The 14,274-nt window shown below is 40.0% G+C and carries 14 protein-coding genes, 1 tRNA gene, 1 rRNA gene and 2 riboswitches; of the genes, 12 read left to right on the top strand and 4 right to left on the bottom strand.

What is annotated here, in order from left to right; translation table 11 throughout:
• The 6 genes from rrf to tsaD form a co-directional block, all read left to right on the top strand.
• A 5S ribosomal RNA gene (gene rrf, locus LD028_RS18335) occupies positions 1-70 on the top strand; the annotation flags it as partial.
• A 176-nt stretch (positions 71-246) separates the two neighbouring features.
• Positions 247-323: transfer RNA gene (locus LD028_RS08420), tRNA-Met, on the top strand.
• Positions 324-499: 176 nt separating this feature from the next.
• Complete coding sequence (gene tsaE, locus LD028_RS08425) at positions 500-973, top strand: tRNA (adenosine(37)-N6)-threonylcarbamoyltransferase complex ATPase subunit type 1 TsaE (RefSeq protein ID WP_237810713.1); 474 nt, start codon at positions 500-502, stop codon at positions 971-973.
• Positions 954-1,658, top strand: a complete 705-nt coding sequence (gene tsaB / locus LD028_RS08430) for a tRNA (adenosine(37)-N6)-threonylcarbamoyltransferase complex dimerization subunit type 1 TsaB (RefSeq protein WP_237810715.1) — start codon at positions 954-956, stop codon at positions 1,656-1,658. The genes tsaE and tsaB overlap by 20 nt, the downstream gene beginning before the upstream one ends.
• On the top strand, positions 1,659-2,102 hold the full coding sequence (rimI, locus tag LD028_RS08435; protein WP_012573932.1) for a ribosomal protein S18-alanine N-acetyltransferase: 444 nt from the start codon (positions 1,659-1,661) through the stop codon (positions 2,100-2,102).
• Positions 2,099-3,112, top strand: a complete 1,014-nt coding sequence (tsaD, locus tag LD028_RS08440; RefSeq protein WP_128999463.1) for a tRNA (adenosine(37)-N6)-threonylcarbamoyltransferase complex transferase subunit TsaD — start codon at positions 2,099-2,101, stop codon at positions 3,110-3,112. The genes rimI and tsaD overlap by 4 nt, the downstream gene beginning before the upstream one ends.
• A 293-nt stretch (positions 3,113-3,405) precedes the next feature.
• Here tsaD and LD028_RS08445 read toward each other — a convergent pair whose 3' ends face one another.
• On the bottom strand, positions 3,406-5,301 hold the full coding sequence (locus LD028_RS08445; RefSeq protein WP_006323908.1) for an ABC-F family ATP-binding cassette domain-containing protein: 1,896 nt from the start codon (positions 5,299-5,301) through the stop codon (positions 3,406-3,408).
• A 227-nt stretch (positions 5,302-5,528) separates the two neighbouring features.
• Between LD028_RS08445 and LD028_RS08450 the strand changes: the two genes are divergently transcribed.
• On the top strand, positions 5,529-6,164 hold the full coding sequence (locus tag LD028_RS08450; protein ID WP_006323910.1) for a redox-sensing transcriptional repressor Rex: 636 nt from the start codon (positions 5,529-5,531) through the stop codon (positions 6,162-6,164).
• A gap of 9 nt (positions 6,165-6,173) precedes the next feature.
• Here LD028_RS08450 and LD028_RS08455 read toward each other — a convergent pair whose 3' ends face one another.
• Positions 6,174-6,347 carry a YdiK family protein gene (locus LD028_RS08455; protein ID WP_006323911.1) on the bottom strand — a complete coding sequence of 58 codons (174 nt, stop codon included), beginning with the start codon at positions 6,345-6,347 and terminating at the stop codon, positions 6,174-6,176.
• Positions 6,344-7,081 carry a CPBP family intramembrane glutamic endopeptidase gene (locus tag LD028_RS08460; RefSeq protein ID WP_006323912.1) on the bottom strand — a complete coding sequence of 246 codons (738 nt, stop codon included), beginning with the start codon at positions 7,079-7,081 and terminating at the stop codon, positions 6,344-6,346. Before LD028_RS08460 ends, LD028_RS08455 begins: the two co-directional genes overlap by 4 nt.
• Before the next feature lie 225 nt (positions 7,082-7,306).
• On the opposite strand from LD028_RS08460, the gene groES reads away from it, so the two are divergent.
• The 3 genes from groES to LD028_RS08475 all read left to right on the top strand — a co-directional run bounded on the left by groES (position 7,307) and on the right by LD028_RS08475 (position 9,963).
• Entirely contained in the window at positions 7,307-7,591 is a 285-nt protein-coding gene (groES, locus tag LD028_RS08465; protein ID WP_004888755.1) for a co-chaperone GroES, read from the top strand.
• A gap of 72 nt (positions 7,592-7,663) precedes the next feature.
• Positions 7,664-9,280 carry a chaperonin GroEL gene (gene groL, locus LD028_RS08470; RefSeq protein WP_006323915.1) on the top strand — a complete coding sequence of 539 codons (1,617 nt, stop codon included), beginning with the start codon at positions 7,664-7,666 and terminating at the stop codon, positions 9,278-9,280.
• 173 nt (positions 9,281-9,453) lie between these two features.
• Positions 9,454-9,963, top strand: a complete 510-nt coding sequence (locus tag LD028_RS08475; RefSeq protein ID WP_237811556.1) for a GNAT family N-acetyltransferase — start codon at positions 9,454-9,456, stop codon at positions 9,961-9,963.
• Between the two features lie 15 nt (positions 9,964-9,978).
• On the opposite strand, the gene LD028_RS08480 is transcribed toward LD028_RS08475, so the two are convergent.
• On the bottom strand, positions 9,979-10,515 hold the full coding sequence (locus tag LD028_RS08480; RefSeq protein WP_237811557.1) for a DUF6944 family repetitive protein: 537 nt from the start codon (positions 10,513-10,515) through the stop codon (positions 9,979-9,981).
• Positions 10,516-10,640: 125 nt separating this feature from the next.
• Positions 10,641-10,742, top strand: a riboswitch (purine riboswitch).
• A 95-nt stretch (positions 10,743-10,837) separates the two neighbouring features.
• Between LD028_RS08480 and guaA the strand changes: the two genes are divergently transcribed.
• Positions 10,838-12,358, top strand: coding sequence for a glutamine-hydrolyzing GMP synthase (gene guaA / locus LD028_RS08485; protein ID WP_041639231.1), 1,521 nt, complete (start codon positions 10,838-10,840; stop codon positions 12,356-12,358).
• 83 nt (positions 12,359-12,441) lie between these two features.
• A riboswitch (purine riboswitch) is annotated at positions 12,442-12,543 on the top strand.
• A 115-nt stretch (positions 12,544-12,658) separates the two neighbouring features.
• On the top strand, positions 12,659-13,984 hold the full coding sequence (locus LD028_RS08490) for an NCS2 family permease (protein WP_035021163.1): 1,326 nt from the start codon (positions 12,659-12,661) through the stop codon (positions 13,982-13,984).
• Positions 13,985-14,274 lie beyond the last annotated feature (290 nt).

Raw genomic sequence — 14,274 nt, forward strand, 5'->3', positions numbered from 1 at the left:
GGAAGTTAAGCTCTCCAGCGCCGATGGTAGTTGGCGGGACACCGCCTGCGAGAGTAGGACGTTGCCGGGCATTATTATATTTGTTTTGTATTGCCGCGGGGTGGAGCACGAACGAATTCACCTCTGTGAGTTCACATCAGCGTACCGCTCGAATCACTACTTGAATATACTAATTGAGAGCGGGACGGCCAGTTTTTTAAGAGGGTTCTGTTCCATTCGATAAACCTTTTAGTTATTTCCTATTGCCGCGGGGTGGAGCAGCCAGGTAGCTCGTCGGGCTCATAACCCGAAGGTCGCAGGTTCAAATCCTGCCCCCGCAACCAATATTCGAAGATGAAGATAGATTAATGAGACGAAACAGTGTAAGTTTCGTATTTTTTTATGCCTTTTTTGCGTTATGATTTGTTTTCGTGTACACTTATATGTGTAGCATTTCCTTAGGAGAGTGATCCTAAGGTCTTTTTTGTATGTTGATTTTACTTAATTAGGGGAATGAGCGATGAAAACATATGAATATGTATCACATCATCCTGAAGATACGTTAGCATTAGCGATGAAACTTGCTCAGTATGTTCAGCCACAAGACGTTATTACGTTAGAAGGTGATTTAGGAGCAGGAAAAACAACGTTTACAAAAGGATTAGCTAAAGGATTAGGAATTGACCGCAATGTAAGTAGCCCAACTTTCACTATTATAAAGCAATATGAAGGGCGTATCCCTTTATATCATATGGATGTATATCGTTTAGCAGAAAGTGAAGAAGATTTAGGATTTGAGGAATATTTTTTTGGTGATGGTGTAACCGTTGTTGAGTGGGCTCATTTAATTGAACCATATTTACCAACGGAACATTTACATATTAACATTCACCATATGGATGGAGAGAGTCGAATCATTCGATTTTCACCGATTGGTCAACGTTACGAACAGTTATGTGAGGAGATTTTTAACGATGAAAGTGCTAGCCATTGATACATCCACATTTGTTATGGGAGTTGCTGTCGTTGATGGACAAATTGTCAAAGGGGAAATGATTACGAATTTGAAAAAAAATCATTCGATCCGAGTGATGCCTGCCATTGAATCACTTTTGCAACAATGTGATATGAACCCTCAAGATCTTGACCGTATTGTTGTCGCCAAAGGTCCTGGATCATATACAGGGGTTCGCATTGGGGTGACGATTGCCAAAACTTTGGCTTGGACGCTAAACATTCCACTTGTTGGTGTATCGAGTTTAGAAGTGATGGCAGCAAATGCGAAGTATTTTGGCGGGCTTATTGTTCCATTAATGGACGCTCGACGCGGACAAATTTATACCGGTCTTTACAAAGTAGAAGGAGATCACGTGCAATCGATCGTAGCGGATCAAGTCATTTTAGCTACTGATTGGGCAAATGAATTAAAAGCATATGATCAATCCATTTTATTAGTTGGAAATGATAGTGTACTACACGAAGCTACGTTTGTTGAAGTACTAGGTCGTTCTGTTCAAGTAGCTTCAGCGACACTTCACAATCCACGCCCAAGCGAACTTGCATGGTTAGGAATGAACCGTGAACCAGAAGATGTTCATACGTTTGTCCCAAACTATATTCGTTTAGCAGAGGCAGAAGCGAATTGGCTTGCTCGTCAGCAAGAAAGGACGGAATGTTAAGTGAATGTTTCTTTCCGTTTTATGACGATTCAAGATCTTGATCGTATTGTAGAAATTGAGCAGCGTTCATTTACACTGCCGTGGAGTCGTTCCTCTTTTCACCAAGAATTAACGAATAATCCGTATGCTCGTTACATTGTGATGGAGCATGATGGACAAATCATTGGTTATTGTGGCATGTGGCTGGTCATGGATGAGGCACATATTACAAACATTGCAGTATTACCGGAGTTTCGCGGGAAAAAATTAGGAGAAGCACTAATGAAACAGGCGATGGCGTTGGCGAGAGAAGAGGGGGCAAAAACAATGACGTTAGAGGTGCGAGTATCGAATATCGTTGCACAGTCATTGTATCGGAAACTTGGTTTTTTAAATGGAGGTATTCGTAAAAGATACTATTCGGATAATCAAGAAGATGCATTAGTAATGTGGGTGAATTTATGAATAAAAAAGATATGTTTGTCCTTGGAATTGAAACAAGTTGCGATGAAACAGCGGCGGCCATTGTGAAAAACGGACGTGAAATTGTAGCTAACGTTGTCGCTTCACAAATGGAAAGCCATCAACGATTTGGAGGAGTCGTTCCTGAAATTGCCTCCCGTCACCATGTTGAACAAATTACGCTCGTGTTAGAAGAAACGATGAAACAGGCAAATATGGATATAAGTCAACTTGACGCGATTGCAGTAACAGAGGGACCGGGATTAGTTGGGGCGCTATTGATTGGTGTAAATGCGGCGAAAGCATTGGCTTTTGCACATCGCATTCCGCTTGTTGGCGTGCACCATATCGCAGGACATATTTACGCAAATCAACTTGTACAAGAAATGAAATTTCCGCTTCTGGCGCTTGTTGTGTCTGGAGGTCATACAGAGCTCATTTACATGAAAGAGCATGGGATATTTGAGGTGATTGGAGAAACGCGTGATGATGCGGCTGGAGAAGCGTATGACAAAGTTGCCCGGGCATTGCAACTCCCTTATCCAGGGGGACCTCATATCGATCGTTTAGCGAAACAAGGGAAACCAATTATTGATTTACCGCGCGCGTGGTTAGAAGAAGGTTCGTATGATTTTAGTTTTAGTGGATTAAAATCAGCGGTTATTAACACGTTGCACAATGCAAAGCAACGTGGAGAAATGATCCGACCTGAAGATATGGCGGCAAGTTTTCAAGCAAGTGTCGTTGAGGTATTAGTGAGAAAAACAATCGAAGCAGCCATGCATTACAGCGTAAAACAAATATTGCTGGCTGGCGGTGTGGCGGCAAATGAAGGGTTACGTACACAATTACAAAAACAAATGAATCAACTGCCAGAAGTCGAGTTAGTTATCCCGCCGTTGTCGCTTTGTACAGATAATGCAGCGATGATTGCAGCAGCGGGAACAGTATTATTTCAACAAGGAAAGCGTGCCACCATGGCATTAAATGCAAACCCAAGTTTACTGTTATAGCAAGAAGGTGTCCCAAAAGCAATGGGGCACCTTTTTCTAATTGTCATACGAATTTTTCTAAGAACAGTTCAGCTTGTTGTGGATTATTTTATCCACATACATGTGAATAATGTGGAAAACGTTGATTGTATGTTATTTTATCATAACAAGTTAACCACAACAAAACGGGGGATTTTTCTTTTGTTGTTGTGGATAATGTGGAAAAGTTGGTGAATAACTTATATTTAGGTGTTTTTTCTGTGGATATCTTTGTGTAAAAGATGAGCTAGCCCACAAATGGAGCTAGCTCGTTATTATTTTTGTAAAAGTTCCCATTGTTCGAATAACTCGTCGAATTTTTGTTTCAGCTCATCAATTTTTCCTTGAGTATCCCGAGCTTTTTCATAGTCGTTGTAACAGGAAGGATCATATAATTGTTGTTCATACGTAGCAATTTGTTGTTCGATTTGCTCCATTTCCGTTTCTAGCTGTTCGATTTTTCGTTGTCGTTGTCGTTCTAATTTTTTTCGTTCTTTTTCTTCTTCGTACGAACGTTTTGGTGACAACGATTCGCCCGTTTTAATTTTTTGGCTAATTTGTCCAAGCTCAAGCAGCTCTGCTTTTTTTGCTACGTAATAATCATAGTCCCCTAAATACTCAACAAGACCGTCTGTGGATAACTCATATATTTTTGTTGCAATTTTGTTAATAAAATAACGATCGTGTGAAACGAATATAATTGTTCCTGGGTATTCTATGAGCGCTTGTTCTAGCACTTCTTTGCTATCTAAATCTAAATGGTTTGTCGGCTCATCTAAAACTAATACGTTTGCTTTCTTCATCATGAGTTTAGCGAGAGCGAGTCGCGCTTTTTCTCCACCGCTTAACGTCTGAACAGGCTTCAATACGTCGTCACCAGAAAATAAAAAGTTGCCGAGAATGGTCCGAATTTCTTTCTCTGTTCTTAATCGATCTTCGTCCCACAGTTCGTCGATCACTCGTTTGTTTGATGTTAATTGTGCTTGTTCTTGATCATAATAGCCAATTTGTACGTTTGTTCCGTAGCGTATTTCTCCTTGTTTCTGATGGAGTTGTTTGATGATCGTTTTTAAAAGAGTTGATTTTCCAATTCCATTGGGCCCAATTAGCGCAATACTATCTCCGCGAGTGATACGGAATGAAAGGTTTGTTGCGATGATGTGATCGTAACCGATTGCTAAGTTGTTAGCTGTCAGCACGTCGTTTCCGCTTGGTCGTTCGATTTCGAAACGAAACGATGCCGATTTTTCATCACCGAGTGGCTTGTCGATGATATTCATTTTTTCTAATTGTTTTCTACGGCTTTGTGCTCGCTTCGTTGTTGATGCACGAGCGATGTTGCGTTGAATAAAATCTTTTAATTTTGTAATTTCCTCTTGTTGTTTTTCATACAATTTTAGTTGTTGTTCGAATTGTTCAGCACGTTGTTGTAAGTAGCTTGTATAGTTTCCGACATATTTTTTTATTTTTGTGCGTGATAGTTCATACACTTGTGTCACGATTTGGTCAAGAAAATAGCGATCGTGGGAGACGATAAGAATGGCCCCATCGTAATTTTTTAAATATTGTTCAAGCCATTGCAACGTTTCCATATCTAAATGGTTTGTCGGTTCGTCTAAAATGAGCAAATCTGGTCTTGTAAGGAGCAGTTTACCGAGCGCTAGCCTCGTCCGCTGTCCGCCGCTTAATGTAGATACTTTTGTCGTATAATCGTACTGTGAGAAGCGGAGACCATGAAGAACCGAACGAATATCTGCTTCATACTGATAGCCACCTTTTTCTTTGAATTCTGTTTGTAAACGATCATATTGCTCAAGTAGGCGCTCATAGTCAGCATCATGTAAACTCATTTGTTGTTCTAGTTCGCGTAATTGTTTTTCCATTTGTTGTAGCGGGGCAAACACATCGAGCATTTCTTCCCAAATGGAACGATGCGCTTGCAACCCTGTATATTGATCTAAATAACCGATCGTTACGTGTTTCGGTTTAATGATTTCGCCTGTGTCGTATGACAACTGTCCGGCAATGATTTTTAATAATGTCGATTTTCCCGCGCCATTTCTTCCAACTAACGCAATACGGTCTTTTTCTTGTATTTCAAGCTTAATGTCTGATAAAACTTGTTCCGCTCCATATGATTTGGATAGTTGATTTACTTGTAAAATGATCATTCTTTCTCACCTCAATCTTCTTTTGATAGTGTAACGTACTTTCTTGATATTCGGCAACACTAGTGTGTGAATAACAAATTTGACAAAAATAATAATAAAGGGTACAAAGGAAAGACAGAATGAAAAAAATAGTGTATAGTTTAGAAGTGGGGAGAATTTTTTAGACGTATAGGAGAGAAAAATGAAAGCGCTAACTATTTGTGAAAGGAAATGTGGGGGATTGACTCGTGAATAATGAACAACCAAAAATTCCGCAGGCGACCGCAAAGCGACTACCGTTGTACTATCGTTTTTTGAAAAACTTGCATGCATCAGGCAAGCAACGTGTATCTTCAGCGGAGTTAAGCGAAGCTGTAAAAGTCGATTCAGCAACGATTCGCCGTGATTTTTCATACTTTGGTGCGCTTGGAAAAAAAGGATACGGATATAATGTGAATTATTTGCTGTCGTTTTTCCGCAAAACGTTAGACCAAGATGAAACGACAGAAGTAGCGTTATTTGGCGTCGGTAATTTAGGGACAGCATTTTTGAACTACAATTTTAGTAAAAATAACAATACGAAAATCGTAATGGCGTTCGATGTTGATCCGGATAAAGTGGGAACAAAAGTCGGAGGGGTTCCGGTTTATCATTTAGATGAATTGGAAGAAAAGCTTGGAGGGATTACGGTAGCGATTTTAACCGTTCCTGCTCAAGTTGCCCAGCCGATTACTGACCGACTTGTTCAAAAAGGCATTAAAGGGATTTTAAACTTTACGCCAGCTCGCTTGCATGTGCCAGAACATATTCGTGTTCACCATATTGATTTAGCGGTCGAATTGCAGTCACTCGTTTACTTTTTAAAACATTACGGAAATGAGTAAACCTCCCGTTTACGAGCGGGAGGTTTTTTTTCGTAAAGAACGAATTCCTGCGCCGAAATCAAATGTAGCAATTAAAATAAATAGCATCGTTGTGATGTCCCAAATACCATCATCGGCGGTATGGACAGCAAAATAAGTAAATAAAATGCCTGTGAGAAAATAAAACAACGGTTCAGACTTCATGAAAACAGCCTCCAAATTACGAATTGCATTCGTTCTGCCTCACGCATAATGCTTTCGATTTCTTCAGCAAATAATGTTTGAATTGCAACGACAAAGGTGTTCATCAGTACATGTGCTGCAATAGGTACGATAATACGCTTTGTTTTGACATATAAGAAAGCAAATACAAATCCCATCGTTGCATAAAGAAGCAAATGTTCGAACTCTAAATGAACAACCGCAAATAAAAGCGAGCTGATGATGGCTGATAAGAAAAAGTTATATTTTTGATACAGCGTTCCGAAAATAATTTTTCGAAAGATGATTTCTTCTAAAACTGGACCAACGATTGAAGTGACGAGCATAAGAGCTGGTGTAAGTTTGACCATTTCAACGATCCGTCTCGTGTTCTCGGACCCCATTTCGACCCCAAAGAGGTGTACTTCGATGTTTGCTGCAATACCTTGGGCGAAAAGAGCGAGCAAAAACCCCCCAATCGCCCAAAAGACTGACATGCCAATCGATGATTGATGGCGATCATATGAGTATTTCATATCTTCTTTCATAAAATAAAGAACGAGAAAAAGAGCAATCGAGAAACTAATAACAGCCCAATAACCAGAAGCGATCGAAAAAGCTATTTCTTTATTTGATGCGTTGACAAAGCCGCTATGTGCAAGTAAAGGGACGCCGACTAAGCTCGATAGCTGCATGGCGATATATGTAATGATGACATACCAATATTGTTTTTTCACATGGTCAACCCCTTTTTACAAAATAAATACTTTTTCATTTTACCATATTTTTTGTATGAATTTCGAAAGGAAAGACATAATGAAAGAGGGAAATATGTATTGAAAAATTTTTAACTTCCTACTTGCAAAATTAAAAAAAGTTCATTAATATAATAAGTGTGTTAGCACTCGATTGTAATGAGTGCTAATAATAGAGCGAAAATCTAATTAAGGAGGTCGTTTGCCGTGTTGAAGCCACTAGGTGATCGCATTGTCATTGAATTAATCCAAACTGAAGAGAAAACAGCGAGCGGAATTGTTTTACCAGACACAGCGAAAGAAAAACCACAAGAAGGAAAAGTTGTGGCAGTTGGCTCAGGTCGCGTTCTTGATAATGGTGAGCGTGTAGCTCCAGAAGTGAGTGTGGGTGACCGCATCATCTTCTCAAAATATGCAGGCACAGAAGTAAAATATGACGGAAAAGAATATTTAATCTTACGTGAAAGCGACATTTTAGCTGTGATTGGTTAATCGTTCGTCTGATAACATATAAAGTGTACAAAAATACTTAACAAAAAAATCATCATCAAGGGGGTAAGATGTATGGCAAAAGAAATTAAATTCAGCGAAGAAGCTCGTCGTGCGATGTTACGCGGTGTAGATAAATTAGCTGATGCAGTAAAAGTAACATTAGGTCCAAAAGGTCGCAACGTTGTATTAGAGAAAAAATTCGGTTCTCCATTAATTACAAATGACGGTGTAACGATTGCAAAAGAAATTGAGTTAGAAGATCCGTTTGAAAATATGGGTGCGAAGCTTGTTGCGGAAGTAGCAAGCAAAACAAACGATGTTGCTGGTGACGGTACAACAACAGCGACTGTATTGGCACAAGCGATGATTCGTGAAGGATTGAAAAACGTAACAGCTGGTGCGAACCCAATGGGCATTCGCAAAGGTATTGAAAAAGCTGTTGCAGTTGCTGTGGAAGAATTAAAAGCAATCTCTAAACCAATCGAAGGTAAAGATTCTATCGCTCAAGTTGCAGCGATTTCTGCAGCTGACGAAGAAGTTGGTCAACTTATCGCAGAAGCAATGGAGCGTGTTGGTAAAGACGGCGTCATCACATTAGAAGAGTCTAAAGGTTTCACAACAGAATTGGATGTTGTGGAAGGTATGCAATTTGACCGTGGTTATGTATCTCCATACATGATCACAGACTCTGATAAAATGGAAGCTGTATTAGAAAATCCATACATCTTAATTACAGATAAAAAAGTTTCAAGCATTCAAGAACTTCTTCCTGTATTAGAGCAAGTTGTTCAACAAGGCAAGCCGCTATTAATCATTGCTGAAGATGTAGAAGGCGAAGCGCTTGCAACATTAGTTGTGAACAAACTTCGTGGTACATTTACAGCTGTTGCAGTTAAAGCGCCTGGCTTCGGTGATCGTCGTAAAGCGATGCTTCAAGATATCGCGATCTTAACAGGCGGCGAAGTCATCACAGAAGAGTTAGGTCGCGAATTAAAATCAACAACAATTGCTTCACTTGGTCGTGCAGCGAAAGTTGTTGTAACAAAAGAACATACAACAATCGTTGGTGGCGCTGGTCGTGCCGAAGACATTCAAGCACGCATCAACCAAATTCGTGCACAATTAGAAGAAACAACTTCTGAATTTGACCGTGAAAAATTACAAGAGCGCTTAGCGAAATTAGCTGGTGGCGTTGCGGTAATCAAAGTTGGTGCTGCAACAGAAACAGAATTAAAAGAGCGTAAATTACGCATTGAAGACGCATTGAACGCAACACGTGCGGCAGTTGAAGAAGGTATCGTTGCCGGCGGTGGTACAGCGTTAATGAACGTGTACAGCAAAGTTGCAGCCATTGAAGCTGAAGGCGACGAAGCAACTGGTGTGAAAATCGTTCTTCGTGCGATTGAAGAGCCAGTTCGTCAAATCGCGCAAAACGCTGGTTTAGAAGGCTCTGTCATCGTAGAGCGCTTAAAAACAGAAAAACCTGGCATCGGCTTCAACGCAGCAACTGGCGAGTGGGTTGACATGATCGAAGCGGGTATCGTTGACCCAACAAAAGTAACTCGCTCTGCGCTTCAAAACGCAGCATCTGTTGCCGCTATGTTCCTAACAACTGAGGCAGTCGTTGCTGACAAACCAGAAGAAAACAAAAACACACCAGGCATGCCAGACATGGGCGGCATGATGTAATACCTTTCAATTTCGCTAGGGAGAAGTGGATGTGTCCGCTTCTCCTACATTTTTTATATATTCACCCTTACAAAAATGTAAGGGTATTTTTTATTTTTAGACATCTTAAAATGAGGTTTGAATGTTAATATAGACATATACAATTAAACGAAAATTTGCGAAGGAGTATGATTATGTTAGAAGACGTTACATTTAGAATAGCAAGTATAGATGATTTACCGACAATCGTTAGCATTTACAACTCGACAATTCCAAGTCGATTAGTAACTGCTGATACAGAGCCCGTATCGGTAGACGATAGATTGGAATGGTTTAAGGAACACGACCCTAATCAAAGACCTTTATGGATGGTGGAATATGGAGATGAAGTTTGTGGTTGGGTAAGCCTTCAATCTTTTTACGGGAGACCAGCCTATCATGCGACTGCTGAAATAAGTATTTATCTTCATGAAAATTTTAGAGGAAAAGGGTTAGGGAAAAGGATTTTAGCTAAAGTGATCGAGGAGTGTCCGAAGTTTAGCATTGATACTTTGCTCGGATTCATCTTTGCGCACAACGAGCCAAGCATGAAACTATTTTTGAGTGTAGGTTTTGAGAAGTGGGGATATTTGCCGGAAGTCGCTGAATTAGATGGGATAAAAAGAGATTTAGTTATTGTTGGAAAGAAAATTCCTCATTTTTAGCATGAGAAACAAGGGCTACTCCTTTGTTGCGAAAGTAGCCCTGTCTTCTAATTGACCTAAAAAACAAAGAATAGAACCGATAGCTTGAACCCATGCGCCGATAATCCCGATTGTCTCCCCTTCTTCTTTGCCCTTTTGTTTTTCCCATACACCACCAATGGCTTGTAAGGCATTGCCGATCGATTGAAGTAAATTTCCGATAGGGCTTAACACAGATGATTTCTTATCTTCCCAATCATCTATGAATGAAATAAGTCCGCCTAATGATTGTAACCAGTTCCCTGTAATTTCTAGTCGGCTCCCTTCTTCACTTAACAGTCCAGCGACAACGGTAATATTGCCAATAGCTTGAATATCATTTCCATATACACCTAACGTATTGGGCGTTTCAGCATCTGCTTCTAACGCATTTCCCGTTGCTTGCAATACGTTTCCCCATAAATCAAGAGCAAACTGTTTTTTGTCGCTTAGAGAAGGAATGCTCGCAATGGCCGAAGTAACAGTACCTATAGCTTGAGTAAATGAACCGATCAGTGCTTTCGGTTGATTCATGTGCATTCTCCTACAATTTTTGCTCATATATCATATGCAAGTTACATATTGTTGTTAATTGTTAGAAAATTGAATAAAAAAGACAGCATCTTGACCGACGAGGAATGAAGTTGGTAGAATGGATTAAAATTTAAGATGCGCACCTTCGTATATCCTCGATAATATGGTTCGAGAGTCTCTACCGGGACACCGTAAATGACCCGACTACGAAGGCAGTGTTCTATATTGCTAGAATTCTGCCTTCGTTTTTTTATGAGAGGGTATGAATGCTAGCTTTTTTTATTATATGTAGATGAGGTGATGTCGTTTGAGTCAACAAGAAATGATTGTTGTTTTAGATTTTGGTAGCCAGTACAATCAGCTAATTACGCGGCGCATTCGTGAGTTCGGTGTGTATAGTGAGTTGCATCCACATACGATTACAGCCGAACAAATTCAACAAATGAATGTAAAAGGAATTGTCTTCTCAGGTGGTCCAAATAGCGTATATGATGAACAAGCGTTTACGTGTGACCCGGCGCTTTTTGAGTTAGGCATTCCGATTTTAGGCATTTGTTACGGCATGCAGTTAATGACTCACCATTTAGGTGGAAAAGTAGAAAAAGCGACCCACAGAGAATACGGAAAAGCAACGATTACGGTGCAACGTGCGTCTCAGCTATTCAGCAGCTTACCGACAGAGCAAATTGTTTGGATGAGTCATGGCGACTTGGTGACAAAAACGCCAGAAGGGTTTACGGTTGATGCAACAAGTCCATCTTGCCCAATTGCTGCGATGAGCGATGAAACGAGAAAGTTTTATGCCGTTCAGTTTCATCCAGAAGTGCGTCATTCAGTATATGGAAATGAACTATTAAAACGATTCGTGTTTAACATTTGTGAGTGTAAAGGCGATTGGACGATGGGAAGCTTTATTGATCACGAAGTGCGCAAAATTCGTGAACTTGTTGGAGATAAAAAAGTACTTTGCGCTTTAAGTGGTGGTGTCGATTCATCGGTAGCGGCTGTTCTCGTCCATCGTGCCATCGGTGACCAATTGACGTGCATTTTTGTCGATCACGGTTTGCTTCGTAAAGGAGAAGCGGACAGTGTCATGAAAACTTTCCGTGAAGGGTTTCATATGAACGTCATTAAGGTGGATGCAAAAGAACGGTTTTTAAACAAATTAAAAGGTGTAAGCGATCCAGAGCAAAAACGAAAAATTATTGGGAATGAGTTCATTTACGTGTTTGATGACGAAGCGGCAAAGCTGGACGGTATTGAATTTTTAGTACAAGGTACGCTTTATACGGACATTATTGAAAGTGGTACAGCGACGGCTCAAACGATTAAATCGCACCATAATGTTGGTGGATTACCTGAAGATATGAAATTTAAGTTAATTGAACCGTTAAATACACTTTTCAAAGATGAAGTGCGCGCACTCGGCACAGAGTTAGGTATCCCAGACGAGATCGTGTGGCGCCAGCCGTTTCCAGGACCAGGACTTGGCATTCGTGTATTAGGTGAAGTGACAGAAGAAAAGCTAGAAATTGTTCGGGAGTCGGATGCGATTTTACGGGAAGAAATTAAAAAAGCCGGTCTCGACCGTGATATTTGGCAATACTTCACCGTCCTTCCTGATATTCGTAGCGTCGGGGTGATGGGAGATGCTCGTACGTATGATTACACGGTTGGTATTCGTGCAGTTACTTCAATTGATGGAATGACAGCGGACTGGGCACGTATTCCGTGGGATGTGTTAGAAGCTATTTCAACACGCATCGTAAACGAAGTGCCTCATGTCAATCGTGTTGTATACGACATTACAAGTAAGCCACCAGCAACGATCGAATGGGAGTGAAAAACGAACAAAAAAAAACAATTACAAAAAAATGTTCGTTATTTATATTGACTTCACTCACTTTCATTGCTAGAATGTATGTGTGAAATAAATAGAGGATACATCGTATAATCTCGAGAATATGGCTCGAGAGTCTCTACCAAGCTACCGTAAATAGCTTGACTACGATGTGTAATGTGGGGGAGAGGAATCTGCTTGATTCCTCTCTATGTTCTGTGCATTATGCATCATAGTCACGCTTCTGGTAGTTTGCTAGAAGCGTTTTTCTTTTTACTACAACATATGGAGGGACTTAAAGTGATTAAGAAGTATTTTCAATTCGATGAGCTCGGCACGAATTACAAAAGAGAGATCATCGCGGGCTTAACGACGTTTTTATCGATGGCTTATATTTTATTTGTTAATCCAGCTGTTTTATCGTTAAGTGCTGTACCAGATTTGCCAAATGAAATGAGAATGGATCAAGGGGCAGTATTTACGGCGACGGCGATTGCAGCAGCTGTTGGATCTTTACTCATGGGATTAATTGCACGCTATCCAATTGCACTTGCGCCGGGTATGGGATTAAATGCTTTCTTTGCTTTTACTGTTGTATTGACGATGGGGATTCCGTGGCAAACTGCGTTATCTGGTGTCCTCATGTCTGGAATGATTTTTATCTTGCTTACGCTAAGTGGTATTCGTGAAAAAATTATCAATTCAATTCCAGAAGATTTAAAATATGCAGTTGGTGCAGGAATCGGATTATTTATTACGTTTATTGGATTCCAAAACGCAGGTATTATTGTTAATAACGATGCGGTTCTTGTTGGCTTAGGTCATTTAACAAATGGGAACACATTGTTAGCTATTTTCGGAGTAGTCATTACCGTTATTTTAATGGTTCGTCGTGTAAACGGCGGAATCTTCATTGGAATGGTAATTACAGCTATTGTTGGAATGATTGTGGGGCTAATCGATGTGCCAACAAAAGTAGTTGGTGCTGTACCGAGTTTGGCACCTACGTTTGGAGTAGCTTTTGAGCACCTTGACCAAATTTTCAACATTAAAATGCTAGCTGTTGTGTTAACGTTTTTATTCGTCGATTTTTTTGATACCGCAGGAACGCTAGTGGCAGTCGCTAATCAAGCAGGGTTATTAAAAGATAATAAATTGCCACGAGCAGGAAAAGCGCTTTTTGCAGATTCTTGTGCAACAGTTGTGGGAGCAATTTTAGGAACGTCTACGACAACATCGTATATTGAATCATCAGCTGGGGTAGCAGCTGGTGGACGTACAGGTTTTACTTCTGTCGTAACAGCAATCTTATTTTTGCTTGCGTTATTTTTCTCTCCGCTGTTATCGGTTGTGACAGCACCAGTTACAGCACCGGCATTAATTATTGTCGGTGTGCTGATGGTATCATCGCTCGGAAAAATCGAATGGACTCGTTTTGAAATTGCTGTTCCTTCATTTTTAACATTAATCGCAATGCCTTTAACGTACAGTATTGCAACAGGAATTGCGATCGGATTTATTTTCTATCCAATTACAATGATAGCAAAAGGTAAAGCAAAAGAAGTTCATCCAATTATGTATGGTTTATTTGTTGTTTTCATTTTGTACTTTGCATTTTTAGTTGAGTAACTACCGTAGTTATGGATGATGAAGAGGCTTGGATCGTTACTTCCAAGCCTTATTTTTTTTAAAAAAAGATAGTTGACGAGGTATGCTGTTTTTGATAATATACTTATTGCTGATTGAAACAAGTAGTTTATGAAAAAATAAAAAAGAAAAAAGTGTTGACAAGAAAAACAGTAAATGATACATTAAAAAGGTCGCTCAAACAGCCAAACAGCGACAAAGAGATGTTCCTTGAAAACTGAACGAAGCGAAAAGCGTAAAGAAGCTAGAGATATGAACTTTCTATGGAGAGT

Origin of the sequence: Anoxybacillus sp. LAT27, assembly GCF_022030075.1 — a bacterium.
Lineage (GTDB): Bacteria > Bacillota > Bacilli > Bacillales > Anoxybacillaceae > Anoxybacillus > Anoxybacillus kestanbolensis.